Below are 22,961 nucleotides of genomic sequence, written 5' to 3'. Positions count from 1 at the left end.
CGGCTACAGCTCGACAGTAACCACCCTCACCAGGAGCGACGATGACTCAACCCGCGCTTTTTCTCGGCCTCGACTGCGGCACCCAGGGCACCAAGGCGCTGATCCTCGACAGCCGGAGCGGCACCGTCCTGGGCCGGGGCGCTGCGCCCCACAGCCTGATCAGCGGCGCCAATGGCTGCCGCGAACAGGATCCCGCGCAGTGGCTGCAAGCCTGCACCAGCGCCACTCGGCAGGCCTTGCAGGCGGCCGGGGTGGATGGCCGGCAGGTGCTCGGTGTCGGGGTTTGCGGCCAGCAGCACGGTCTGGTGCTGCTGGATGACCAGGGCCAGGTGCTGCGCCCGGCCAAGCTGTGGTGCGATACCCAAAGCAGCGCCGAAAACCAGCGCCTGCTGGACTGGCTGGGGGGCACCCAGGGCTCCCTGGAGCGCCTGGGGCTGGCCATTGCCCCGGGCTACACGGTGTCGAAACTGCTCTGGACCCGGGAGCAGCACCCGGAACTGTTCCAGCGCATTGCGCATATCCTGCTGCCCCACGACTACCTCAATTTCTGGCTGACCGGGCGCTGCTGCAGCGAGTACGGCGATGCCTCGGGCAGCGGCTATTTCGATGTGCGCAGGCGCGACTGGGACCGCGCCCTGCTGGCCCATATCGACCCCAGCGGGCGCCTGGAGCGGGCCTTGCCGCCGTTGCTCGAAGCGCACCAGCCTGTGGGCCGGATCCTTGCGCCGGTCGCCCGGCAACTGGGGATCAGCGCGGATGCCTGGGTGGCCAGCGGCGGTGGCGACAACATGCTGGGGGCCATCGGCACCGGCAATATCCAGCCCGGAATCATCACCATGAGCCTGGGCTCTTCCGGCACCGTGTATGCCTACGCCGAGCGCCCGCTGATCAGCCCCGAGCCTTCGGTGGCGACCTTCTGTTCGTCCAGCGGTGGCTGGCTGCCGCTGATCTGCACCATGAACCTGACCAACGCCACCACCCTGGTGCGCGAACTGCTGGGCCTGGACCTTGCCGCTTTCAACCAGCGCCTGGAGCAGGCCCCCATCGGGGCCGAGGGGCTGTGCCTGCTGCCGTTCTTCAACGGCGAGCGAGTGCCCGCCCTGCCCCAGGCCCAGGGCAGCCTGCACGGCATGACCCTGGACAACCTGACCCCGGCCAACCTGTGCCGCGCGGTGGTGGAAGGCACCACCTTCGGTTTGCGCTATGGCCTCGACCTGTTGCGCGCAGCAGGCCTGCACAGCCAGAGCATCCGGCTGATCGGCGGCGGTGCGAAAAGTCTGCTGTGGCGGCAGATGGTCGCCGATATCATGCATGCCCCGGTGATCTGCCCCCGCGAGGCCGAAGCCGCCGCATTGGGCGCGGCGATCCAGGCAGCCTGGTGCCATGGCCGGCAGGACGATCCGGACCTGGACCTGCAACAACTCTGCGAGCGCTGCGTGCGCCTCGACCCGGGCAGCGAAACCCAGCCCCGGGCCGAACACGTGGCGGCCTACGAACCGGTGTACCAGCGCTATCGACAGCAACTGGCAAGCCTTTGAAGAGCGAATGACTATGTATCTGGTGTGTGGCGAAGCGCTGTTCGACTTTTTCAGCGCGGATGAGGCCGGGGCCCCGGCCAGTAAAGTGGCGTTCCAGGCGATCGCCGGGGGCTCGCCGTTCAACGTGGCAGTGGGCCTGCGCCGCCTGGGCGTCGATGTCGCCCTGCTGGCCGGGCTGTCCCGGGACTACCTGGGCCAGCGCCTGCGGCGGGTGTTGGAAAACGAAGGCGTGGATACCCGCTACCTGCGGGAATTCGACGCCCCCACCACCCTGGCCATGGTGGCCGTGGGCGCCGATGGCTCGCCCCACTACAGCTTTCGCGGCGAGGGCTGTGCCGATCGCCAGTTGCAAGAAGAGCACCTGCCGCAGCTCGACGCACAGGTGCGCGGGCTGCATATCGGCTCGTTTGCCCTGGTGGTGCAGCCGATTGCCGATACCTTGCTGGCCCTGGTGCGCCGTGAGCGGGGGCAGCGGCTGATCAGCCTGGACCCCAACGTACGGCTCAACCCGCAGCCGGATATCCAGCTGTGGCGCCAGCGCATCGCCGAACTGGCCGGCCATGCCGACCTGATCAAGGTCAGCGACGAAGACCTGACCCAGCTGTACCCCGGGCAGGCGCCCGAGACGCTGATCCGGGGTTGGCTGCAAGGCAATGCCCGGCTGGTGTTCCTGACCCGTGGCAGCCAGGGCGCGACGGTGTTCAGCCGCGGGCATGGCAGCTGGTCGGTGGACGCGCCCCGGGTGGAGGTTGCCGACACCGTGGGCGCCGGAGATACCTTCCAGGCCGCGCTGATCACCTGGCTGACCGAACAGGGCCTGGATTCCCCCCAGGGCCTTGAACAGCTCGATCGCGAACAGACCGACGCCCTGCTGCGTTTCGCCGTCAACGCCGCGGCCCAGACCTGCACCCGCACCGGCCCGGACCTGCCGTACCGGCATCAACTCCCGTAGCCGCCGGCTTGCCGGCGAAGAGGCCCGCAAGCCTTGCGCAATTGCGGCTACCGCCTTCGCTGGCCAGCCAGCTTCTACCAGAGTCGTCGGTCAGAGCAGCGAGAAGTTGTAGCTGACGATCAGGCGGGTTTCGTCCATGTCGCGGGCGATCTTCTGGTAGTTGCTGCGGTAGGTGGCGTTGCGCAGGCGCAGGCTCACGTCCTTGAAGGTGCCGCTCTGCACCACGTACTTGAGCTCGCTGTCGCGCTCCCATTCGCGGCCTTCGCGCAGGCTGCCCGGGACCTTGATGTGGTCGCCGCTGACGTAGCGGGTCAGGAAGCTCAAGCCGTTGAGGCCAATGGCCTTGAAGTCATAGTCATAGCGCAGTTGCCAGGAACGCTCCTGGATCGCAGCGAAGTCGTTGACCTGCACATAGTTCACCAGGTACGGGTTGCTGCCATCCAGGTAAGGCATGGAGTTGTCGCCGTACATGCGCTGCCAGCCGGCACTGAACACGTGCCCGGCCACGCTGTAGCCGAGCAGGGTGCTCAGGGCGCGGTTGTCGATGCCGCCGGCGCGCTCGGCGCCGGTGTCGGCACTCTTGAGCAGGCGCAGGTCGCCTTTGAGCACGCCGGGCCCCAAGGGCTGGTTGGCCAGCAGGCCGACAAAATGCTGACGGTAGATGTCTTCCAGCTCGGCGTAGTGGTACTGGCCGGTCAGGCGATCGTTGAACTTGTAGTCCACCCCATAGGTGTCGAAGTGATCCGCCGTGGTGTTGCAGGCGTAGCGCTTGTTCTTGCAGTGCACGCGGATGTCCTGGGCATCGCTGGAGTCCCGCGCGGTGTAGCGGTTCAAGCGGGCCGCGGTCAGGGTCAGGTCCTTGACCTCCCGGGAAGTCAGCACCGCGCCGTTGAACATGGTGGGCAGCAGGCGCCCGTCGTTGTACTTGAGCAGCGGCAGGTCCGGCAACTGGGCGCCGTACTTGAATACCGTCTGCGAGACCCGGACCTTGGCGGTCAACCCCAGCTTGGCGTACTGGTCCGCCGAGCCCCGCGGGTCGTGACCGCTGGAGGGCAGCAGGCCGCTGTTGCTGCGGTCGGGGCTGGAGTCGAGCTTGATCCCCAGCATGCCCAGGGCGTCCAGGCCGAAACCCACGGTGCCCTCGGTGTAGCCCGATTGCAGGTTGAGAATAAAGCCCTGGGCCGATTCTTCACGCTTGGATGCGCCCTGGTCGGTGCTGGTGTGGCCGTCGCGAAAGTCCCGGTTGAAGTAGATCGTGCGCGATTCCAGCTTGGCGCTGCTGTCTTCGAAAAAACCCGCCGCATTGGCCAGAGGGGCAAAACCCGCGCACAGCACGGCAGCGCCGAGGCCCAGCAATGGGCACGGATTGAGTAAAGGGAAAGGGGGACGCATGAACAGGCTCCAGCAGCAAATCAGTGACGCGAGGTAAAGAAAAAGACCCAGGTGAAATTCATCCAGCGAATCTGTGATCGCCAGCTGAATTGATTGAATCAATGAAGACCGGCAATGATGGCAGATAGCCCCTACCCTCCCAACCCGACTTTAGTCTGACGCCCGCCTGGTCATAACCGGCGCTACCCGTCCCGCCTTGCCAGCCATATCCTTGAAAAAACCGATCAATTTCAACAGTTTTCAAGCTGCAGAAAAGCGTCAAAAAAACTGTCCGACTGCTCAGCTTCACCTTCGGAACCCAGGATGCCGTAGCAGGTAATGTCAAAAAGGCATTAGCTTTTCGTCTCACCTCACTACCGTTCGTCGGGTTTTTCAGTCATTTATTAACAAAAACCAACTATTTGACGCTTTCCATGATGACCATCATGAAGACGCTTAACTAATTGTTTTTAAACATTATTTTATTCATCGAAAAATAAACAAAACACAGCTGTCATTTATGTAACACGGCAAAACGTCAATTAAACGTCTCTACGTTATGGTAGTGTCAAAAAAAGAGCGTGATAGCGGCAATGTGCCATACGCCTTTTCAGAAGGTGAGAACCACCCTCACCCCAACACTCATCATGGACGAGGTCGTTCCCTTGGAAGTCAGCGTTTTTGGTACTGGCTATGTTGGCCTGGTGCAAGCAGTTGCCCTGGCCGATGTCGGGCATAACGTGGTCTGTGTCGATATCGACAGCCACAAGATCGCCCAGCTGCAACGTTCTATTCCGCCGATTCACGAGCCGGGCCTGGCGACCCTGATCGAAGAGAATCAAAAGGCCGGCCGATTGCACTTCACCACCCAGGCCAGCGATGCAGTGGGCCACGGCAAGGTGATTTTCATCGCGGTCGGCACTCCCTCCAACGAAGACGGCTCCGCCGACCTCGACCATGTCCTGGCGGTGGCGCGCAACATTGCCTGCCTGATGTTCAGCGACAAGACCCTGGTGATCAAATCCACGGTGCCGGTGGGCACCGCCGATCTGGTGATCGAGACCGTCGCCGAACAACTGGCAGACCTGGGCAAATCCGAACTGCGGGTGCACGTGGTCTCCAACCCGGAGTTCCTCAAGGAAGGCTCGGCCGTGGCCGACTGCATGCGCCCGGACCGGATCATCGTCGGTTGCGCCGACGACCTGCCCCGCCAGCAGTTGAGCGAGCTATACGCGCCCTTCAACCACAACCATGACCGCTTGATGTTCATGGACAACCGCAGCGCCGAGCTGGTCAAGTACGCGGCCAACGCGATGCTCGCCACCCGCATCAGCTTCATGAACGAGATGGCCAACCTGGCGGAACGCCTGGGGGTGGACATCAATGCCGTGCGCAAGGGCATCGGTGCCGACCCGCGCATCGGCTACCACTTCATCTACCCCGGCGCCGGCTTCGGCGGCTCGTGCTTCCCCAAGGACCTGCGGGCGCTGATCCACACCGCAGAAAGCCACGGGCTGGAACCGCACATGCTCAAGACCGTGCGCGACGTCAATGAGCAGCAGCGCCATGTGCTGTTTCGCAAGCTCAAGGCGCACCTGGGGGACAACCTGCAGGGCAAGGTCATCGCGCTCTGGGGCCTGGCCTTCAAGCCCAACACCGACGACATGCGCGAAGCCACCAGCCGCTACCTGATGCAGGCACTGTGGGAAGCCGGGGCCAAGGTCCAGGCCTACGACCCGGAAGCCATGACCGAATGCCGGCGCCTGTACGGCTACCGCGATGACCTGCAACTGTGCGCCACCCGTGACGACACCCTGCAAGGCGCCGACGCGCTGGTGATCTGCACCGAATGGAAGGCCTTTCGCGTGGTGGACTTCACGCTGCTGCGCGAGACCCTCAGGGATCGCCTGGTGGTCGACGGCCGCAACCTCTACAACCCGCAACAGGCAGCGGATGCCGGCCTGCATTACCTGAGCATCGGCCTGCCCTACCGTGTACCGGAGGCATTGCGCGCATGAATATCCTGATCACCGGGGCCGCCGGATTCATCGGCGCCCATACCGCACTGCGTTTGCTCAAGGATGGGCACCAGGTCACCGGGCTGGATAATTTCAACGACTACTACGACCCCCAGCTCAAGCGCGACCGGGTGCGCTGGGTGGAACGCCAGGTAGGGCACTTTCCCCTGCAGCGCCTGGACCTGGCCGACAGCGAGGGCCTGGAACGGCTGTTCGCCGAAGTACGGCCCCAGGTGGTGATCAACCTCGCCGCCCAGGCCGGGGTGCGCTATTCCCTGGAAAACCCCAAGGCCTACCTGGACAGCAACCTCAGCGGTTTCCTCAACCTGCTGGAGATGTGCCGGCGCTACCCGGTGCAACACCTGATCTACGCCTCGTCCAGTTCGGTGTACGGGGCCAACCAGCAGACCCCGTACAAGGTCAGTGACAACGTCGACCACCCGCTGTCGCTGTATGCGGCCAGCAAGAAAGCCAACGAGCTGATGGCCCACAGCTACAGCCACCTGTTCGGCGTGCCCGCCACCGGCCTGCGCTTCTTCACGGTGTACGGCCCCTGGGGCCGGCCGGACATGTCGCCGATCCTGTTCGCCGACGCCATCAGCCAGGGCCGGCCGCTGAAACTGTTCAACTACGGCATGCACCAGCGCGACTTCACCTACATCGACGACATCGTCGAATCCCTGGTGCGCCTGCTGGGCAAGCCGCCAGTGCGCGATCCGCTGTGGGACCGGGAACAGCCGGACCCGTCCACCAGCATGGCGCCCTGGCGCCTGTTCAACATCGGCGGCCAGCGCCCGGTGGAGCTCAAGGACTACGTGGCGACCCTGGAAAAACTCCTCGGCCACAAGGCCCAGGTGGAATACCTGCCGCTGCAGCCCGGCGATGTGCTCAACACCTGCGCGGATGTCAGCGCCCTGGAAAACCTCACCGGTTTCGGCCCCCAGGTGCCCCTGGAGGAAGGCCTGCGCGAGTTCGTCCAGTGGTACCTGAGCTACTACCCGGGCGCGGCGTCCTGAGCCGCGACAGCCGAACGTTTTTACCCAACCCCTGCAATGGAAGTATTCCCGGTGGATATGGATAGACCTCTCTCATCGCCCGCAACCGAGGTGCCCGCCCCGCTGCACATCGACCGGCGCAACGACCCGTTCCGGCGCAAGGTCCAGGCCGCCATCGACCTGCAACAGCACGGCTGGATCACCGGCCGCGACGGCGGGCGGCCCTGGACCCTGTCGCGCAGCAAGCGCCTGACCTCGGCGCTTTTGGCCGCGGTGCTGCTGGTGCTGCTGTCGCCGGTGCTGCTGGTCGTGGCCTTGCTGATCAAGCTCACCAGCCCCGGCCCGGTGTTCTTCGTGCAGTTGCGCACCGGTTTTCGCGGCCGGCGCTTCGGCATGTACAAGTTCCGCACCATGGTGGTCAACGCCGAGGCCCTGAAGGATTCGGTGCGCCACCTGAACAAGCACGGCGCCGACTCGGTGGATTTCAAGATCGACCGCGACCCGCGGATCACTGGAATCGGCGGTTTCCTGCGCCGTACCAGCCTCGACGAGCTGCCCAACCTGATCAACGTGGTGCTCGGCCAGATGCGCATCGTCGGCCCGCGCCCCACCTCGTTCCATGCCCAGACCTACAAGGAACACCACCTCGGCCGCCTGAGCATCTACCCGGGGATCACCGGCCTGTGGCAGGTATCCGGGCGCAGCGACGTGGATTTCGACGGCCGCGTGACCCTCGACATGACCTACATCTTCCAGCAGAGCCCCTGGCTCGACCTGAAGATCCTGATCAAAACCCCTTTCAAGGTCCTCAATGGCCACGGAGCAAGTTGAAATGGCGGCAGCAACCTTTGCCAGTCTGAAGATCCAGAGCCCCAGCGAAAGCAACCTGGCGGTGACCGTACTCGACCAGGAACTGCGGGTCATCCTGCTGACCGCGGCCAACCGCAACAGCGGCGTCACCAGCAGCAGCCTGAGCATGGCCAACGAACTGGCGCGCACCAGCCGCGGCCGGGTGCTGGTGGTGGACACCAGCCTCTCGGACAGCAGCCTGACCCGGCGCCTGGCCCTGGATGAGCGGCCCGGCTTCCTCGACCTGGCACTGGCCGAAACCCCGCCGCCCCTGGCCTCGTGCATCGAGAGCAGCGACGCGGTGAATTTCGACTTCCTGCCCCTGGGCCGCCGCCAGCAGTACAGCGAGCGCCTGACCCCGGAACTGCTGCGCGAACTGCTGCAGGCCCTGGCCGAGGAATACCGCTTCGTGATCATCGACGGCGACCCGGTCTACAGCAGCGGCGACATCCTCACCCTGGCCACCCAGGTCGACGGCGTGGTGCTGGTGGTGCGCAGCGAGGAAACCCGCTGGGAAGTGGCCCAGGCCGCCGCCCAGCGCCTGATCCAGGCCGAGGCCAAGTTGATCGGCAGCGTGTTCAACGCCCGCAAGTACTACATGCCCAAGTGGGTTTATGACCGTCTCTGACCGGCACAAGGACCGTGTAACCATGAACAAGCCAAGACTTTCCCTGCTGAGCCTGTCACTGCTGCTGGCCCTGGGCGGCTGCGTCAATCGCGAGCCGCAGCAGATGCCGGTGCAGATCCTCAGCGCCCCGGCCGACCAGGCCCAGCTCACCGAGGTGGTGCCCATCGAGCAGGTGCTGCGGCCCCAGGACGTGCTGGACGTGATCTTCCATATCGGCACCACCAGCCAGCAGCGCTACCTCGTGCAGCCTGGCGACCAGGTGGATGTGACCTTCCTCACCGCTCCGGAACTGGGCGGCAGCAAACTGGTGCTGCCCGACGGCAGCATCGACATGCCCTACGTGGGCAACATCCAGGTCGCCGGGCTCTCCGCCGAACAGGCGCGCCAGGTCCTGGAAACCCAATACGCCAAGGTGCTGAAGAAGCCGCAGATCAACTTTTCGATCTCCCACGCCATGGCCCAGCTGGACAACCTGCGCACCAGCCTGACCAACCCGGCCACCGGGCTTAGCCGCGAGATCGTCGTGGGCTCCGACGGCCGCGCCAGTTTCCCGCTGCTGGGCAGCCTGTCGTTGCAGGGCAAGAGCCTCAGCGAGCTGCAGACCCTGGTCAACCAGCGCTATGCCAAGGAGGTGGGCTCGGTGAGCGTCGATGTGCTGCTCAAGACCACCGCCTCCAACGAGGTGTTCGTCATGGGCGAAGTCGGCCAGCCCGGAGCCTACCCGATCCGCCGGCCGATCTCGGTGCTTGAGGCCCTGACCCTGGCCAAGGGGGCCGGCCCCACTGCACGCCTGGATTCGGTGGTGATCATGCGGCGCAAGGGCAACCAGGTCGAAGCCCGGGTCTACGACGCCGACGCGGCGCTGGACGGCAAGGCCCTGCAATTCGCCTACCTGCAGCCCGACGACATGCTCTACGTGCCCAAGACCCGCCTGGCCAAGGCCGGCGCCCTGAGCAAGCAGCTGGCGGACGTGATCATGTTCCAGGGTGTCGGGTTCAGCTTCGGCTACCGCGTCGACAACAAAGAAACGAACAACAACTGAGTTCCCTCTTGATGACCAAGATCGAAAACTACCTGCACGAGTTCCTGCTCGTGTTCTTTGTCAATCGGCGCCTGATCAAACGGGTGTTCCTGGGTTTCGCGGTGATCGCCCTGCTGCTGCCCCTGGTGCTCAAGCAGAGCTTCGAGATCACTGCCGAAGTCATCGTGCAGTCCAAGAAACTCTCGCAGACCGACGCCAACACCGTGCTCGCCCCGGACTCCGACAAGTTCATCCCGCCGTCGCTGGCGGACATGGAGACCGAGAGCAACATCCTGCGTTCACCCACGCTGATCCGCGACACCATCGACCAGTTGCGCCGCGAGGGCCAGTTCGGCGGCAGCGAGGGCCTGTTGACCCGGCTGATCGTCAAGCCGATCCGCAATGGCCTGATCGACCCCCTGCGCAACCATGTGATCAACCCGGTGCGCGGTTTCTTCGGCCTGGCCGTGGACCCGGTGCGCGATACCAGCCTGGATGCCTTCACCGACCAGGCGGTCAAGGACCTGAAGATCGGCACCCTGCCCGGCTCCAACGTGATCTCCATCGTCTACGCCAGCCCCAATGCCGCCGAAGGCACGCGCTTTGTCGAGCGCCTGCTGGCCAACTACCTGAAGAACCGCCAGGACCTGCAATCCAACGAACTGCCCGAAGCCTTCTACGAACAGAAGAAGGCCCAGTACCAGTCGCGCCTGGATGACCTGGAAGGCAAGCGCCAGGCCCTGCTGGAAGCGGCCCACGCCTCCGACCCCAAGGAAGAGATCACCTTCCGCCTGAACGCCATCAACACCGAAGAGCAATCGCTCAACGGCTACCGCGACCAGGCCCTGGAGAACCAGCGCCGCCTGGATTACCTGCAGAAGAACCTGGCTGCCGCGCGCAAGGCCGGCCTCACCGACTACACCTTCCCCTTCGCCTTCGCCAACACCGTGGACAACGTTGCCTACGAAGACCGCGAGATCAAGCAACTGGGCGAACAGCTGACCAACCTGGTGAGCCAGTACGGCACCACCGCCGACACCTACCGCGCCGACAGCGTGCCCATGCAGCAGCAGCGCGAGCAGATCGTGCGGGCCCGGGCGCAGTTCCTCAAGGTGGTGGAAAACCGCGTGCGCGAGCGCAGCAGTGACTTGCAGATCACCCAGTCGGTGATCGCCCAGAAGACCGCGCGGATCAACGACTACAAGGCGCGGGTGCGCGACCTGCAAGAGGTCCTGAGCAAACTGCGCCAGCTGGACACTGAAATCGATGCCTTGCACAAAGCCTTCTTCACCTACACCCAGCGCTACGAAGAGAGCCGTGGCGAGCGCCTGATCAGTGGCGAGCTGTCCAACGCGCGGGTCCTGAGCCAGCCTTACGAACCCAGCGAAGCGGCGTTCCCCAAGCCGATGCTGATCATTCCCCTGGGCCTGCTCACCGGCCTGCTGTTGGCCATTGCCCTGGGCTATGTCTACGAGTTCTTCGACCATCGCTTCAAGCACCCGGCCCAGGTCAGTGATCACCTCGGCCTGCCGGTGCTGATGGTGCTCAACGCGGTCGAGCAGCCCCAGGTCAACCCGTACCCGCGCTGGACCTGGCGCTGGGCCTGGCATTGGGCCAAACAGTGAGCGACCTGAGCATGGCCGCGCAGCCTATCGTGCACCTGATCCACAGCGGCGGTTTCTACGGTGCCGAGCGCATGCTGCTGGATCATTGCCTGGGCACCCCGGGGCAGCATCGGGTGGTGTTCATCAATGCCCCCGATGCGCTGCTGCAGCGTTTCGCCGAGGCCGGCGTGGCGAGCCACAACTGCCACTGCCTGCAGGAACTGCTGGCGCACCTGCGACAACAGCCGGGGCTGCTCAACGCGCACAACTTCAAGGCCCAGGTGTTTGCCTGGGTCTGCGCCCGGCGCCTGCGCCTGCCCCTGGTCATGACCCAGCACGGCTTCACCCCGCGCAGCCTGAAACAGAAGTTCTACACCTGGCTCAGCCTGCGCCTGTGCCGCAGCCGCCGGGTGCGCCGGGTCGCCTGCGTGGCCCAGAGCATTGCCCTGCTGCACCTGGAGGCGGGGGTCGCCGAGGGCAAGCTGCGGGTGATCCCCAACGGCCTGCCGGAGCCGGCCCTGGAACTGCCGGCGAGCCTGGACGGGCCGCCGCTGCGCGAGCCCGAAGTACGCCGCGACGAAATGGAACCCTTGGTGGGTTTCGTCGGGCGCCTGAGCGCGGAAAAAGGCCCGGACCTGTTTCTCGATGCGCTGATCGACCTGTGCCAGCAGCGCCCTGCGCTCAAGGCCGTGCTGCTGGGCGATGGTGAACAGAACCAGGCCCTGCGCGAGCGCATCAACGAAGCCGGGCTGGCCACGCGCATCCTGCTGCCGGGCTATCAGAACGACATGCAGCCCTGGCTCAAGCGCCTGAATGTGCTGGTACTGAGTTCACGCACCGAAGGCACACCGATGATCCTGCTCGAAGCCATGCAGGCCGGCACCCCGGTGGTGGCCTTTGCCGTGGGCGGGATTCCCGATGTGCTGCAGCACCGGCACAACGGCCTGCTGGCCAAGCCCCTGGACAGTGCCGGGCTGGGGCGCTGCATCGGCCAGTTGCTGGACGACCCGGTACTGGCCGGGGAGCTGGCCAAGGCCGCCCAGGTCACCCAGCGCAAGCACTATCACTTGCCCACCCTGGCTCGCCGCTGGGATGAGCTGTACCGCGTCGCCAGAGAGAGCTCCCGAGTATGATCGCCGCTCCGTTCCTGGGTTTGCTGCTGGGCCTGGCCGCACTGTTGCTGCTGGCCAGCCCCTGGCCGTTTCTTGCGCCGCTGGTGGTGGTCGGGCTGTTCGGCCTGGCGCTGCTGTACCGGCGCCCGGGCTGGGGCCTGCTGGGGATCTGCGCCCTGGTGCCCTTCGAAGGCCTGTTCAAGGACAGCGCGTTCTCCGGGGCCAAGCTGCTGGGCGCCTCGCTGATCCTGATCATGCTGTTCAAGCTGCTGCTGCGGCAGATCCCCGACAGCCGCCTGCGCAGCAACCTGTGGCGGGCCCTGGGGCCATTCCTGCTGTGCCTGCTGCTGAGCATGCTGTACAGCGAGAACCTGCTGGTGTCGCTGGATAGCCTGCGGGAGCTGGCAGTGGGCCTGGTGCTGTTCTTCGTCACCCTGCTGATTGCCCGGGAAGTCAACCTGCTGATGCTCTGCCGCCTGCTGGCGGTGAGCGTGGCCATCACCTGTGTGATCGCCCTGGTATCGGCCAAGTACCAGGTGGGCGGCCGGGCCATCGGCCTGTTGCAGGATGCCAACTACTTCGCCCTGCTGATCGCCATGGCGGTGCCGCCGGCGATCTTCCTCGCCCTGCGTTCGCCCCATTGGCCGGTGCGGCTGTTCTGGGTCGGCATCAGCCTGACCCTGATGGCCGGGATGACCAAGACCGACTCGCGCTCGGGCCTGCTGGTGGTGCTGTTCACCATTGCCATCGGCGTCTGGCACTACCGCGACCGGCTCAAGGGCCTGCGGCCCAAGCACCTGGGCTTCGCCATGTTCGCCGTGGCCATCGTCATTCCCCTGGGCATTGCCGTGCTGCCGGCGGAGTACGTGGCGCGGATCCAGTCCCTGAGCATGCTCAAGTCCGGCGCGCACTCGGCGGACACCTCCCTGGGCCGGCGCACCTCCTACCTGGTGGTGGGCGGCCAGATGATCCGCCAGAACCCGCTGCTGGGCTCGGGCCTGGGGACCTTCCCGATCCACTACGCGCAGACCGGCTTTGCCAGCAGCTTCTCGGAAAACATGAACGAGCCGGACCTGTTCCGCCGGGCCCACAACACCTACCTGGAGCTGTTCAGCGAGCTGGGCATTCCCGGCGGCCTGAGCTTCGTGGCGCTGATGCTGATGGGCCTGCGCAACTTCGAACGGGCGCGCCAGGGCTTTCTTGCCCGGGGCCAGCGCGAACAGGCCGATATCGCCACCCACCTGGGCCTGAGCCTGTTGGCCATGGCGGTGTTCCTGCTGTTTCTCAGCGCGCCGAACCACAAGTACCTGTGGATCTTCCTGGCCCTGTCCAGCGTCCTGCGCCTGCAGGCCGAAGACGCTCCCGTGCCGCGCCCGGCCCCGGCCTGACAACGCCGCGTGTAGCCACTGCCCCAGGCTGCGACAAGGCCCGAAGGGCCTTCTGGCCCCCAGGAGCAGCACCGACAGAACAGCAACACCGCGCCCTCACCCGGCGCCCACGACAACAACGCAATCTGGCCAAGGGAGGCAAAGATGCAAAGGATCAGCGTGATCGTGCCCATGTACAACGAGGCGCGTCACATCACCCGCACCCTGGACAGCGTGCTGCGCGCCGCCCGGGCGGCGACCCTGGACTGCGAACTGATAGTGGTGGACAACGGCTCCACCGATCAGGGGCCGCAACGGGCCCGGGAGCTGGGCGCGCGGGTGCTGCTGTGCCCGGGCATCGGCATCGGCGCCCTGCGTAACCGCGGTGCGGCGGTGGCCACCGGCGATAGCCTGGCGTTCCTCGACGCCGACATCGAAGTGCCCGGCAATTGGCTGCAGCTCTGGCAGCAGGCCCAGGCCGAGCGGCGTGCCGAGGTCTTCGCCCTGGACTGCGCGGCACCCGCCAGCGCCCCCTGGTTCGCCCGGGCCTGGCAGCGCCGCAGCCTGGCCGGCGATCCGCAACCCCGGCTACTGCCGTGGATGCCCACCCCCAACCTGTGCCTGCAGCGGGCCTGGTTCGAACGGGTCGGCGGCTTCAACGAGCAGTTGCGCACCGGCGAGGACAAGGATTTCGGCCTGCGCCTGCACGCTGCCGGCGCCCGCCAGTTGAGCCTGCCCCAGCCCCAGGTGCTGCATTGGGGCTACGAGGCCAGCTGGGCCGAATGGGCCGGCAAGGAACGCTGGCGCCAGGGCAGCCACGTGCAATTGCTCAAAGGCAGCGGCTTCAGCCTGCGCCTGTTGCGCTTTCCCCTGTTGTGCCTGGCCTGCGCCCTGCTCAGCCTCGTGGCGTTGCTGTGCCTGCTCGCGGGCCTGCCCGGCGCCGCGGGCCTGTGCCTGCTGCTGGGGGCGCTGGCGCCCCTGGCCCTGGCCGTGCGCCAGGGCCTGCGCCAACGCGACCCGCTGTTCGTCCTGCAACTCTGGCTGCTGCACTGGGTGCGCCTGCACCTGGGCGCCCTGGCCCTGGTGCAGGCCCTGTTCAACCGTTCTGCCGAGAGACCTGACCGTGGCTAAAATACTTTTCTGGCTGTGCCTGCTACTGCCTTTCTATGCCTGGGTCGGCTACCCCCTGCTGCTGGCCCTGCTCAGCCTGTTCGTCAGGCCGCGGCCGGTGCAGGAAGGCGCGCCGCTGTCGGTCAGCGTGATCATCGCCGCGCACAACGAAGGCCCGCACATCGAGCACAAGCTGCGCACCCTGTTGCAGCAGGACTACCCGGCCACCGACTTGCAGATCATCCTCGCCAGCGACGGTTCCAGCGACGACACCGTGGCCACGGCCCTGGGCGTGCGCGACTCACGGATCGTGGTCCTGGACCTGCCCCGGGTGGGCAAGGCCGGGGCGCTGAACGCCGCGGTGGAACTGGCGCGCAACGATATCCTGGTGTTCACCGACGCCGATAACCAGTGGTCCCACGACACCCTGGGCAAGCTGCTGGCGCCCTTGGCCGACCCGCAGGTGGGGGCCTGTGGCGGGCACATGATCATCCCCGACCCCGGGCACAACCTGAGCCTGGGAGACAGCCTGTACCGGCACTACGAGGCCTGGTTGCGCCAGGCGGAAAACCGCACCGGCTGCATGGTCTCCGCCGACGGCGCGCTGCTGGCCCTGCGCCGCGAACTGTTCCAGCGGGTTCCGGCCGAGGTCAACGATGACTTCTTCATCAGCACCTGCGCCCCGGTGGCCGGCAAGCGGATCGTCTATGTCGAGGAGGCCCAGGTGCTGGACCAGGGCGTGGACGAAGCCGGCAAGCAGTACCGGCGGCGCCTGCGGGTCACCGTCGGCGGCCTGCAGAGCCTGGCCCAGCGCCGCGAGCTGATGAACCCACTGCGCCACGGCGCCTACGCCATCGCCCTGATCAGCCACAAGCTGATCCGCCGCCTGGCCCCGGTGCTGTTGCTGCCACTGCTGGTCAGCAGCCTGCTGCTGTGGAATGCCGGCGCCTTCTACAGCCTGGCCCTGCTGGCCCAGGTGCTGGGTTACGGCGCCGGGATCATGGGCCTGCTGGACCGCCGCGGGCGCCTGCCCAAGGTGTTTCGCCTGGCCGGTTTCGTGCTGGTGACAATGGCCGGCATGAGCATGGGCCTCTGGCAATTTCTCCGCGGGCAGCGCTATGCCCTGTGGAACCCACAACAGAACCGCTGACATGAACCTCAAACTCAACCTCAAGCGCCTGCTGGGCAGCGCCTACTTGCACAGCGTTGGCCGCGTCCGCCTCAGCGAAGCCGGGGTGGTGCTGATGCTGCACCGGGTGCTGGCCGACGAGCAGGCCGCCCGCCGGCCGCACCGGGCGCCACTGTGCGTCGGCCAGCGCCAGTTCGAGCACCTGCTGCGCTGGCTGCGGCGGCATTTCGACTGTGTGCCGCTCAATCACCTGCTGCAATACCCCGGCGGTGACCGGCCGCGCCTGGCCCTGACCTTCGATGACGGATGGCGCGACAACGCCGAGGTGGCCTACCCACTGTTGGAGCGCTACGAGGTGCCGGCGAGCATCTTCCTCTCCACCGACTTCATCGGCAGCGCCCAGGGCTTCTGGTGGGAGTCCATCGGCGAAACGCTCTGGCTGCGGCCCGCAAGCGCCGCGGCCCGGCCGCTGCTGGAACAGTTGCAGGTGCTGCAACTGGCACCTGCGGCCGAACTGTTGCAGCCGGGTGACAGCGACGCCCGCAGCCGGCTCCTGGGGCGCTACCTGCAACGCTTGAAGACCCTGCCCGGGCCCACCCTCCAGACCCTGGCCGACAGTTGCCCCAACGAGCACGGCCCCCACAGCCTGGACTGGGCCCAGGTGCAGCGCCTGGAGCGTTCGGCGCTGGTGCGCTTTGGGCCCCACGGCGCCAGCCATGCCATTCTCACCGGCCTTGACGAGGCCGCGCTGAAAGCGGATCTGCAACGCTCCCATCAGGCGTTGCAGAACCATTGCCAGGCGCCGCTGGGGGTCTATTGCTACCCCAATGGCGACCACAATGCCCAGGTGCGCGCCGCCGTCGCCGGGCTGGGTTATCGCTACGCCCTGGGCACCCGCCCCGGGCTGATCGAGGCCAGTGGCAACCCGCTCCTGGCCTTGCCACGCATCGACGTCAGTCACGCCAGCGCCGCCCGCCCCGGCTTGCTGGCCTGGCGCCTGCTGCAGGGAGCCCGGGCATGAAGCGCGGCGGCTACCTCTGGCACCTGGCCCTGAGCATGGGCACGCGCCTGGCGATGATCGGCCTGCGGCTGCTGCGCAACGTGCTGCTGGCTCGCTTGCTGGGCCCGGCGGATCGCGGCCTGTTCGCCCTGCTCAGCACCCTGCCGGACCTGATTGCCGCCCTGACCAGCGGCGGGCTGAACACCGCGGTCGGCTATGAAGCCGCGCGCCAGCGGCCCATGGGCCTGCTACTGACCCAGGTGCTGGTCTACGGCTGCCTGCTGGCCAGCCTGCTGACCCTGGCCGGGCTGGCATTGATGAACACCCTGGGCAGCCAGTGGGAACTGAGCCTGCAACTGGGGGACCTGGCCTGGCTGTTGTTGCTGGCGGTGCCCATCACCGTGCTCAAGAGCGGCCTGCTGACCCTGCACAACGCCGATGGCCGGGTCGAAGCCTTCAATGCCCTGCGCCTGCTGGAATCCCTGGTGCCGCTGCTGCTGTTCGTCGGCCTGTGGTGGATCTGGCGCAACCAGCCGCTGTCGGCGGCCCTGGTCAGCTGGCTGGGGGGCACCTTGCTGGTGGTGGTGGTTGGCTGGTGCTGGTTGCGACGCTTCCACGACCTGGGCCTGCGCTGGCAGGCCGGGGAACAGGGCAAGCTGCTGCGCTACAGCGCCCAGAGCCACCCCGGGGTGCTGTCGCAACAATTGATGCTGCGTTCGGACTACCTGTTCATCGGTGCCCTGCTCGACCCCGCGGCCCTGGGCTGGTACGCCATGGCCAGCGCCGCCGCCGAGCTGCTGCTGATCATTCCCGAGGCGGTGACCACGCCACTGATGAAGCGCCTGCTGCAACAGGGGTCGGGCATCGAGCAACTGACCGCCCTGGCCCTGCGCCTGACCGCCACGGTGATGCTCGGCGCCTGCCTGTGCATGGCGCTGATCGGCCAGTGGTTGATTGTCACCCTGTTCGGCACCGACTACGCCCCGGCCTACGGTGCCCTGCTGGCCTTGCTGCCCGGGCTGTTCGGCCTGTGCTACGCGAGCATCCTGCGCCTGGACCTCTTGGGCAAGCAGCGCCCCGGCACGCTGTCGCTGCTGCTGGCCGGTGGCGCCCTGCTGAACCTGGCGCTCAATGCGCTGCTGATCCCGTCGCTGGGCATCGTCGGCGCCGGCCTGGCCTCGTCCATCGCCTACCTCGCGGTGAGCCTGGCCATGCTCGGCCTGTATTGCCACCTCAGCGGTGTGGCCTGGTACCGCACCCTGATCCTGTTACCTGGAGACATCGTCTACGTGCGCCAGTTATTGCGCCCTAAGGAAAGGCTTCAATGAAACCCTGTTCCCTGCTCGCCCTGATGCTGATCTCGGCGGCCACTGCCCTGCACGCCGCGCCCCTGCAATGGGGCGATATCCGCGACGGCAGCCTGTACCTGCAAGCCGAGGCCGGCGACACCCTGCACCTGCGCTGGAGCCCGGCCTGGCAGAGCGACGCCAACCAGGAGCAGCTGTACCTGCTGCGCCCGGACGGCCAGTTGCTGCAACAGCTGGAGATTCGCGCCGACCAACCCTACGGCCAGCGGGAAGTCCAACTGCCCGCGGCCCAGGGCGACTACCGGCTGCAGGTACCGGGCTACAGCTTTCGCAACTTCAAGGTCAGCCACGACAGCGCCACCCTGGCCCAGTTCGAACCGGCCAAGGTGCATTTCAGCGCCGACGTGCCCAGTGGCGTGGAGCTGTATTTTCGCGTGGCCGCCGGAGAGCAGGCGGTACTGGCGGGCAAGTATTACGGTGGGGTCAGCGTGCTCCAGGCCACGCGCCTGAGTGACCACCAGTTGCTGCGCCTGAAGCTGGTGGAGCACCCGCAGTACGGTCAGTTCGACCAGATCCCGCTGCCGGTGGCCCAGCAGGACGAGGTCTGGCGCCTGTCCCTGGGCGGCTCGGGCAAGGTGGCCTTCTGGCTCGACGGCACCGCCAACCTGTTCGCCCAGGACCTGCGCCAGTTGCACCCGCTGCAATGGACACCGGGCCGGGTCGAGCTGAGCCTCAAGCCGCAGATGCGCGGCCCGAGCCCGCACCTGGGGATCGCCCTGCCCTATGCCCAGCCGCCGCAGTCGACCTTTGAACTGCTGCGGGCCCTGGGGCCGCGGGCGGCCAACTTCTACAGCTTCGTCGATGTGATCCAGCAGGAACCCCAGCGCGAGCTGGGCTTTCGCCGGCTGTACCGCGAAACGTTCAAGATCGACCGCGACATCACCCTGCTGGCGGGCACCGGGCGCCGGGCGGTGCTGGCAGCCGACAGCCAGAGCTTCGCCGGCCTCGACGCCTGGCTGGCGGACAGCGTGCGCCTGGGCAACCAGGGCCTGCACTACCTGGCGTTCGCCGACGAACCCAACCTCAACTACCCCAGCTACGCCGTGTTCGCCAGCTACTTCGGGCGCATGCTGGAGCACGTCAAGGCCAACCCCGAGGCCCGGGCCGCAGGTGTGCGCATTGCCATGCCGGTCAGTTCGCGGCTGCTGGACGGGCCGTTTCGCATCGGTGCCGGGCAGCGCCGCGGCATCGACTGGGCGCGCCAGTTGCTGGAGGCCCACGGCGCCGATATCGACGCCATGGCCTGGCACGAGTGGATGGTCCGCGACCTGCTGGCCACCCGCCGCTACCGCGCCAGCGTGCGCGCCGCCGCCGACCTGGTGGGCCTGGATGACCTGGGCCGGCCGCGCAAGGCGCTGTTGCTGAGCCAGACCAATATCTCCAGCGGCCCGGACCTGAGCCCCTATCAGCAGGACACTCACTACGCCGCCCTGTGGTGGATGTCGGTGGTGGCCAATGCCTCCCAGGACGGCCTGCTGGACATGCTCAACTGGTTCCAGGCCGCCGATGAGCCCGAGTACCCCAAGGGCATGCTGGCCCAGCACGACGCCCAGCGCTTCAGCCTGAAGCCGGTGGCCGTGGCCCAGCAATTCATCCAGCGGCACTGGCTGGGGCAGGTCCAGGCGCTGGACAACCCGGCCTTCGAGGTGGATGCCCTGGCACTGCGCGATGGCCCGCGCCACAGCCTGCTGGGCGTGACCAAGACCCCGCGCGCACAAACCATCGACCTGGACGGCGCCGAGCAGATCTGCCAGGCCGGCCCGAGCCTGGAACTGCTCGGCGCCGACGGGCACAGCCGCTCCGCCGCCGTGCAGTGCAGCAATGGCCGGGCCCAGTTGCAGGTGCCCGGTGAAACCCTGTTTGCCTTGACCTGGAAAACCCTATGAGTCGCTTGACCGGCCTGTTGGCCAGAATCCGCCGCAAGGGCCTGCGTGGCAGCCTGCGGGTGCTGCGTGAACGCTTCTTCTATTACCACTGGGAATTGCTGACCCTGGAACGCTCCCTGGCCTTGCCGGTGCCCTGCCCCATCAACCCCGGCCGCTGGCCCCAGGTGCCCATCACCCGCGAGCTGCTGCCGGCCTTCGACAAGTACTTCAAGGCGCAACTGCCGGCCATTCGCGGCCTGCTGGACAAAGGCAGCCGCGGCAGCGCACACCTGGATGAAGACGGCAACGTGATGATGATGGTGTGGATCAGTGAGCGCGATTACTACGACGATCAGTTGTACCGCTGCTGGATGCGCATCCCGCCGGGCTGCCTGTATCAGTTCGCCGGAGAGTGCGCGGTGCCGTATCGCGGCTCGGGGGTGGTGATCCTGGCGCAGAAGCTGCTTTGGGACGAATACCGCGAGCGCGGCTTCAAGGCCACCCGGGCCCTGGTCAACGTGCGCAACGAGCCGGCGCTGAAGATGCACATGCGCCTGGGGTTCCAGGAAGTGGGTGAATCCCTGCATGTCTACTGCCTGTTGCGCTGCCTGCACTTCCACCGCCGCCGGCCCTACCACCAGACACGCCTGCACCACCTGCGCCGCGGGCGCCTGGCACAGCAGCCCAGCGGTTCCAGCCCTATCGACAAGGAACGTTCGTGAGCCTGCGTTGGCAATGGTGCGCCAGCCTCTGCACCCAGGACTTTCCCGTGGCGGCCTATGAGCAACTGCACCAGCAAGTGCCACAGGCCACGCCGTTCAATCGCTTGAGCTGGCTGCAGGGGGCGGAACGGGCCCTGGATCACCGGCACTTGCAGATCCTCCTGGGCTGGCACGGCCAGCGCCTGGTGCTCTGCCTGCCGCTGACCCTGGGCCGCGAAACCCGGGCCGGCCTGCGCCTGCAGGTGGTACGCCACCTGGGGCATCCGCTGAGCGACCGCCTGGCGCTGCTGGTCGCGGACCCGGCGCAAGGCGCCATGCCCGAGGTGCTGGAGCAGATCCGCCGGCAACTGCCCCATGACCTGCTGCAACTTCATGAACTGGTGGACGCCGAGGGCCTGCTGGCGCCCTGGCGCCGGGCCAGCTGGTACAGCGAACAGGCCCTGAGCTGCCGGGCGCCGGAACACCTGATTGTCGACAGCGACCGCGAGGAAGCCACCGGCACCTTGCGCTACGAGCTGCGCCGGGCGAAGAAACGCTGCGCGGAAATCGACGCTCGGGTGATCCGCATGGCGCCCCAGGCCGACGGCATGGACGGGGTGCTGGAAATGCTCCGCGAGGTGGAACAGGCCAGTTGGAAAGGCGCAGACGGGCTGGGGATCTTCTCCGGGGAGCTGCGCTGGCAATGGATGGCCAGCGCCCTGCGCGGCCTGGCCGCCGAAGGTTGTGTGCGGGTGGTGATGCTAGAACACCAGGGCCGTTGCATCAGCTATCGCCTCGGCCTGCTGGAGCGCGGCCGCCTGTACGACTACAACATCGCCTTCCTGGCGCAATACAAGAACCTGGGTAGCGGCCGGCTGCTGCTGGATGAGTGGATCCGCTGGGGGCTGGACGAAGGCTGGCAGTGGGTCGATGCCTCGCGGGTGAGCCTCAGCCGCTCCAGCCATCAGTTGCATGAACGCATGAGCGGCCTGGTGGAACACCAGCGCTGGAGCTTCTATTCCTGGCGCCCGCGAGCGCTGCTGGCCGGTACCGCCGAACGCATCTGGCAGTGGCTCAAGCCGCGCCTCAAGGCCTGGCGCGAACGGCGCCAGGCCAACACCGTACAAGGATCCCGCCCATGAACCGCCCCCTGACTGCCGCCCGGGCCCACCGGGTCATCGTCAATGCCGACGACTTCGGTCTCGACCTGGACTACAACCAGCTGACCCTGCGCGCCTTCAAGCGAGGTGTGATCAGCTCAGCGACCCTGATGGCCAACATGCCGGCGTTCAACGACGCCTGTGAACTGACCCTGCAGCACGGTTTGCTGGGACGCATCGGCCTGCATTTCAACCTCACCTACGGCGCGCCACTGAGCCCGGCGATGCGCCACCAGCCGTTGTTCTGTGACCCTCAGGGGCAGTTCGACCTGAACCTGCGGCGCTCGGCCCTGCGCCTGCCGGCCGCGGCGGCCGAGGCAGTGCGCGAGGAGTTGCAGGCCCAGTGGCAGCGCTGTGTCGATCAGGGCGTGCGGCCCAGCCATATCGACTCCCACCAGCACGTGCACAACCTGTGGCCGGTGGCAGCCATCGTCGCTCGCTTCGCCGCGCAGCAAGGGGTGCCGGTGCGCCTGGCGCGCAATGTGGGGGGCAACATCGGGCCCCTCAAGCGGTTGTTCAAGAGCGCGCTCAACCTGCGTATCCGCTGGTTGTGCGGGGCCGGGGCCCAGAGCGTGTGCACGCCCAGGGACCTGCTGGAAGGTTTTCGCCCGCCCGGCGTGATTGAAGTGGTGGCCCACCCGACCCAGCTGGCCGAGGGTGATTTCGGTGACGATTACCTGCCGGCGCAGCAGTCTCTGGAACAACTGCTGCAACAGGCATTGCCCGGGTATCAACGCATTGCCTACAGCGAGCTGTAAAAACATTAGCTCCCTATGCAATTTAATCGGCAATTAATCCGTCAGGCTAAAAGTGTCATTGACCGCGCTAGTTCAGAACAATCTGAAGCGCTGCGCGGCAAGTTCTAACGCCTGATTGGCGCGGAACTGACGTAGCCTGCATCGGAGAATTGCCATGAACCTGCGTATCGGTTTGACTGCCACCGCCCTGCTGTTGAGTGCCCTCAGTGGCCTGGCCCAGGCAGACAGCACCACCGCCGTGCCCTACCACTATGGAATGCCGCTGCATGTGGGCAAAGTGATCTCGATGACCGAACCTGCGACCCAGGAGTGCAAAGTGATCACCGCCGACATGAAGTTCATCGACAACCAGGGCAAGCCCGAGGAAATCACCTACAGAAAGATGTCGGATGCGTGCACCACCGATAATTGAGGCT

General features: G+C 66.3%; 20 protein-coding genes. 19 read left to right on the top strand and 1 reads right to left on the bottom strand.

Features of this window, described 5'->3' with window-relative positions; genetic code table 11:
* The first annotated feature begins 41 nt into the window (after window positions 1-41).
* Both xylB and M2395_RS05515 read left to right on the top strand, forming a co-directional pair.
* Window positions 42-1,538 carry a xylulokinase gene (gene xylB, locus M2395_RS05520; protein ID WP_065364091.1) on the top strand — a complete coding sequence of 499 codons (1,497 nt, stop codon included), beginning with the start codon at window positions 42-44 and terminating at the stop codon, window positions 1,536-1,538.
* Window positions 1,539-1,551: 13 nt separating this feature from the next.
* Complete coding sequence (locus M2395_RS05515; RefSeq protein ID WP_041118255.1) at window positions 1,552-2,490, top strand: carbohydrate kinase; 939 nt, start codon at window positions 1,552-1,554, stop codon at window positions 2,488-2,490.
* Window positions 2,491-2,580: 90 nt separating this feature from the next.
* Here the strand turns inward: M2395_RS05515 and M2395_RS05510 are convergent, their stop codons facing one another.
* Entirely contained in the window at window positions 2,581-3,882 is a 1,302-nt protein-coding gene (locus tag M2395_RS05510; RefSeq protein WP_053151719.1) for an OprD family porin, read from the bottom strand.
* 644 nt (window positions 3,883-4,526) lie between these two features.
* Between M2395_RS05510 and M2395_RS05505 the strand changes: the two genes are divergently transcribed.
* The 17 genes from M2395_RS05505 to M2395_RS05420 all read left to right on the top strand — a co-directional run bounded on the left by M2395_RS05505 (window position 4,527) and on the right by M2395_RS05420 (window position 22,957).
* Window positions 4,527-5,879 (top strand): UDP-glucose/GDP-mannose dehydrogenase family protein, encoded by a 1,353-nt coding sequence (locus M2395_RS05505; protein ID WP_011061365.1) that lies wholly within the window; start codon window positions 4,527-4,529, stop codon window positions 5,877-5,879.
* On the top strand, window positions 5,876-6,895 hold the full coding sequence (locus tag M2395_RS05500; RefSeq protein WP_011061366.1) for an NAD-dependent epimerase: 1,020 nt from the start codon (window positions 5,876-5,878) through the stop codon (window positions 6,893-6,895). The genes M2395_RS05505 and M2395_RS05500 overlap by 4 nt, the downstream gene beginning before the upstream one ends.
* Before the next feature lie 57 nt (window positions 6,896-6,952).
* Complete coding sequence (locus M2395_RS05495; protein ID WP_019093969.1) at window positions 6,953-7,705, top strand: sugar transferase; 753 nt, start codon at window positions 6,953-6,955, stop codon at window positions 7,703-7,705.
* Window position 7,706: 1 nt separating this feature from the next.
* On the top strand, window positions 7,707-8,351 hold the full coding sequence (locus M2395_RS05490) for a CpsD/CapB family tyrosine-protein kinase (RefSeq protein ID WP_011061368.1): 645 nt from the start codon (window positions 7,707-7,709) through the stop codon (window positions 8,349-8,351).
* Window positions 8,352-8,373: 22 nt separating this feature from the next.
* A complete protein-coding gene (locus M2395_RS05485; protein ID WP_011061369.1) occupies window positions 8,374-9,393 on the top strand; it encodes a polysaccharide biosynthesis/export family protein in 1,020 nt (339 codons plus the stop codon).
* Window positions 9,394-9,404: 11 nt separating this feature from the next.
* Window positions 9,405-10,997 (top strand): LPS biosynthesis protein, encoded by a 1,593-nt coding sequence (locus M2395_RS05480; RefSeq protein ID WP_041118261.1) that lies wholly within the window; start codon window positions 9,405-9,407, stop codon window positions 10,995-10,997.
* A gap of 11 nt (window positions 10,998-11,008) precedes the next feature.
* Window positions 11,009-12,109 (top strand): glycosyltransferase family 4 protein, encoded by a 1,101-nt coding sequence (locus tag M2395_RS05475; protein ID WP_015635671.1) that lies wholly within the window; start codon window positions 11,009-11,011, stop codon window positions 12,107-12,109.
* Window positions 12,106-13,476 (top strand): O-antigen ligase, encoded by a 1,371-nt coding sequence (locus M2395_RS05470; protein ID WP_011061372.1) that lies wholly within the window; start codon window positions 12,106-12,108, stop codon window positions 13,474-13,476. The genes M2395_RS05475 and M2395_RS05470 overlap by 4 nt, the downstream gene beginning before the upstream one ends.
* A gap of 144 nt (window positions 13,477-13,620) precedes the next feature.
* Window positions 13,621-14,586 carry a glycosyltransferase family 2 protein gene (locus M2395_RS05465; RefSeq protein WP_123430743.1) on the top strand — a complete coding sequence of 322 codons (966 nt, stop codon included), beginning with the start codon at window positions 13,621-13,623 and terminating at the stop codon, window positions 14,584-14,586.
* A complete protein-coding gene (locus tag M2395_RS05460) occupies window positions 14,579-15,715 on the top strand; it encodes a glycosyltransferase (RefSeq protein WP_123430742.1) in 1,137 nt (378 codons plus the stop codon). The genes M2395_RS05465 and M2395_RS05460 overlap by 8 nt, the downstream gene beginning before the upstream one ends.
* 1 nt (window position 15,716) lies before the next feature.
* Window positions 15,717-16,715, top strand: a complete 999-nt coding sequence (locus M2395_RS05455) for a polysaccharide deacetylase family protein (protein ID WP_123430741.1) — start codon at window positions 15,717-15,719, stop codon at window positions 16,713-16,715.
* The gene (locus M2395_RS05450) at window positions 16,712-18,022 is read left to right on the top strand and encodes a lipopolysaccharide biosynthesis protein (RefSeq protein ID WP_123430740.1); all 1,311 of its coding nucleotides are present in this window, start codon (window positions 16,712-16,714) and stop codon (window positions 18,020-18,022) included. Before M2395_RS05455 ends, M2395_RS05450 begins: the two co-directional genes overlap by 4 nt.
* Entirely contained in the window at window positions 18,019-19,947 is a 1,929-nt protein-coding gene (locus M2395_RS05445) for a hypothetical protein (protein ID WP_019093963.1), read from the top strand. The genes M2395_RS05450 and M2395_RS05445 overlap by 4 nt, the downstream gene beginning before the upstream one ends.
* Complete coding sequence (locus M2395_RS05440; protein WP_011061378.1) at window positions 19,944-20,648, top strand: GNAT family N-acetyltransferase; 705 nt, start codon at window positions 19,944-19,946, stop codon at window positions 20,646-20,648. The genes M2395_RS05445 and M2395_RS05440 overlap by 4 nt, the downstream gene beginning before the upstream one ends.
* A complete protein-coding gene (locus M2395_RS05430; RefSeq protein WP_123430739.1) occupies window positions 20,645-21,769 on the top strand; it encodes a GNAT family N-acetyltransferase in 1,125 nt (374 codons plus the stop codon). The genes M2395_RS05440 and M2395_RS05430 overlap by 4 nt, the downstream gene beginning before the upstream one ends.
* A complete protein-coding gene (locus M2395_RS05425; RefSeq protein WP_123430738.1) occupies window positions 21,766-22,545 on the top strand; it encodes a carbohydrate deacetylase in 780 nt (259 codons plus the stop codon). The genes M2395_RS05430 and M2395_RS05425 overlap by 4 nt, the downstream gene beginning before the upstream one ends.
* Before the next feature lie 154 nt (window positions 22,546-22,699).
* Window positions 22,700-22,957 carry a DUF2790 domain-containing protein gene (locus tag M2395_RS05420; RefSeq protein WP_011061381.1) on the top strand — a complete coding sequence of 86 codons (258 nt, stop codon included), beginning with the start codon at window positions 22,700-22,702 and terminating at the stop codon, window positions 22,955-22,957.
* Window positions 22,958-22,961: the final 4 nt, after the last annotated feature.

Source organism: Pseudomonas sp. BIGb0176 (assembly GCF_024810175.1).
Taxonomy (GTDB): domain Bacteria; phylum Pseudomonadota; class Gammaproteobacteria; order Pseudomonadales; family Pseudomonadaceae; genus Aquipseudomonas; species Aquipseudomonas protegens.
The sequence above is the reverse complement of the archived record's forward strand: the minus strand, read 5'-3'. Positions and strand labels throughout refer to the sequence as shown.

Bases quoted from the DNA above. Each gene is read 5' to 3' on its own strand.
- xylB (WP_065364091.1), top strand. From the start codon at position 42: ATGACTCAACCCGCGCTTTTTCTCGGCCTCGACTGCGGCACCCAGGGC.
- M2395_RS05515 (WP_041118255.1), top strand. From the start codon at position 1,552: ATGTATCTGGTGTGTGGCGAAGCGCTGTTCGACTTTTTCAGCGCGGAT.
- M2395_RS05510 (WP_053151719.1), bottom strand. From the start codon at position 3,882: ATGCGTCCCCCTTTCCCTTTACTCAATCCGTGCCCATTGCTGGGCCTC.
- M2395_RS05500 (WP_011061366.1), top strand. From the start codon at position 5,876: ATGAATATCCTGATCACCGGGGCCGCCGGATTCATCGGCGCCCATACC.
- M2395_RS05495 (WP_019093969.1), top strand. From the start codon at position 6,953: ATGGATAGACCTCTCTCATCGCCCGCAACCGAGGTGCCCGCCCCGCTG.
- M2395_RS05490 (WP_011061368.1), top strand. From the start codon at position 7,707: ATGGCGGCAGCAACCTTTGCCAGTCTGAAGATCCAGAGCCCCAGCGAA.
- M2395_RS05485 (WP_011061369.1), top strand. From the start codon at position 8,374: ATGAACAAGCCAAGACTTTCCCTGCTGAGCCTGTCACTGCTGCTGGCC.
- M2395_RS05480 (WP_041118261.1), top strand. From the start codon at position 9,405: ATGACCAAGATCGAAAACTACCTGCACGAGTTCCTGCTCGTGTTCTTT.
- M2395_RS05475 (WP_015635671.1), top strand. From the start codon at position 11,009: ATGGCCGCGCAGCCTATCGTGCACCTGATCCACAGCGGCGGTTTCTAC.
- M2395_RS05470 (WP_011061372.1), top strand. From the start codon at position 12,106: ATGATCGCCGCTCCGTTCCTGGGTTTGCTGCTGGGCCTGGCCGCACTG.
- M2395_RS05465 (WP_123430743.1), top strand. From the start codon at position 13,621: ATGCAAAGGATCAGCGTGATCGTGCCCATGTACAACGAGGCGCGTCAC.
- M2395_RS05455 (WP_123430741.1), top strand. From the start codon at position 15,717: ATGAACCTCAAACTCAACCTCAAGCGCCTGCTGGGCAGCGCCTACTTG.
- M2395_RS05450 (WP_123430740.1), top strand. From the start codon at position 16,712: ATGAAGCGCGGCGGCTACCTCTGGCACCTGGCCCTGAGCATGGGCACG.
- M2395_RS05445 (WP_019093963.1), top strand. From the start codon at position 18,019: ATGAAACCCTGTTCCCTGCTCGCCCTGATGCTGATCTCGGCGGCCACT.
- M2395_RS05440 (WP_011061378.1), top strand. From the start codon at position 19,944: ATGAGTCGCTTGACCGGCCTGTTGGCCAGAATCCGCCGCAAGGGCCTG.
- M2395_RS05425 (WP_123430738.1), top strand. From the start codon at position 21,766: ATGAACCGCCCCCTGACTGCCGCCCGGGCCCACCGGGTCATCGTCAAT.
- M2395_RS05420 (WP_011061381.1), top strand. From the start codon at position 22,700: ATGAACCTGCGTATCGGTTTGACTGCCACCGCCCTGCTGTTGAGTGCC.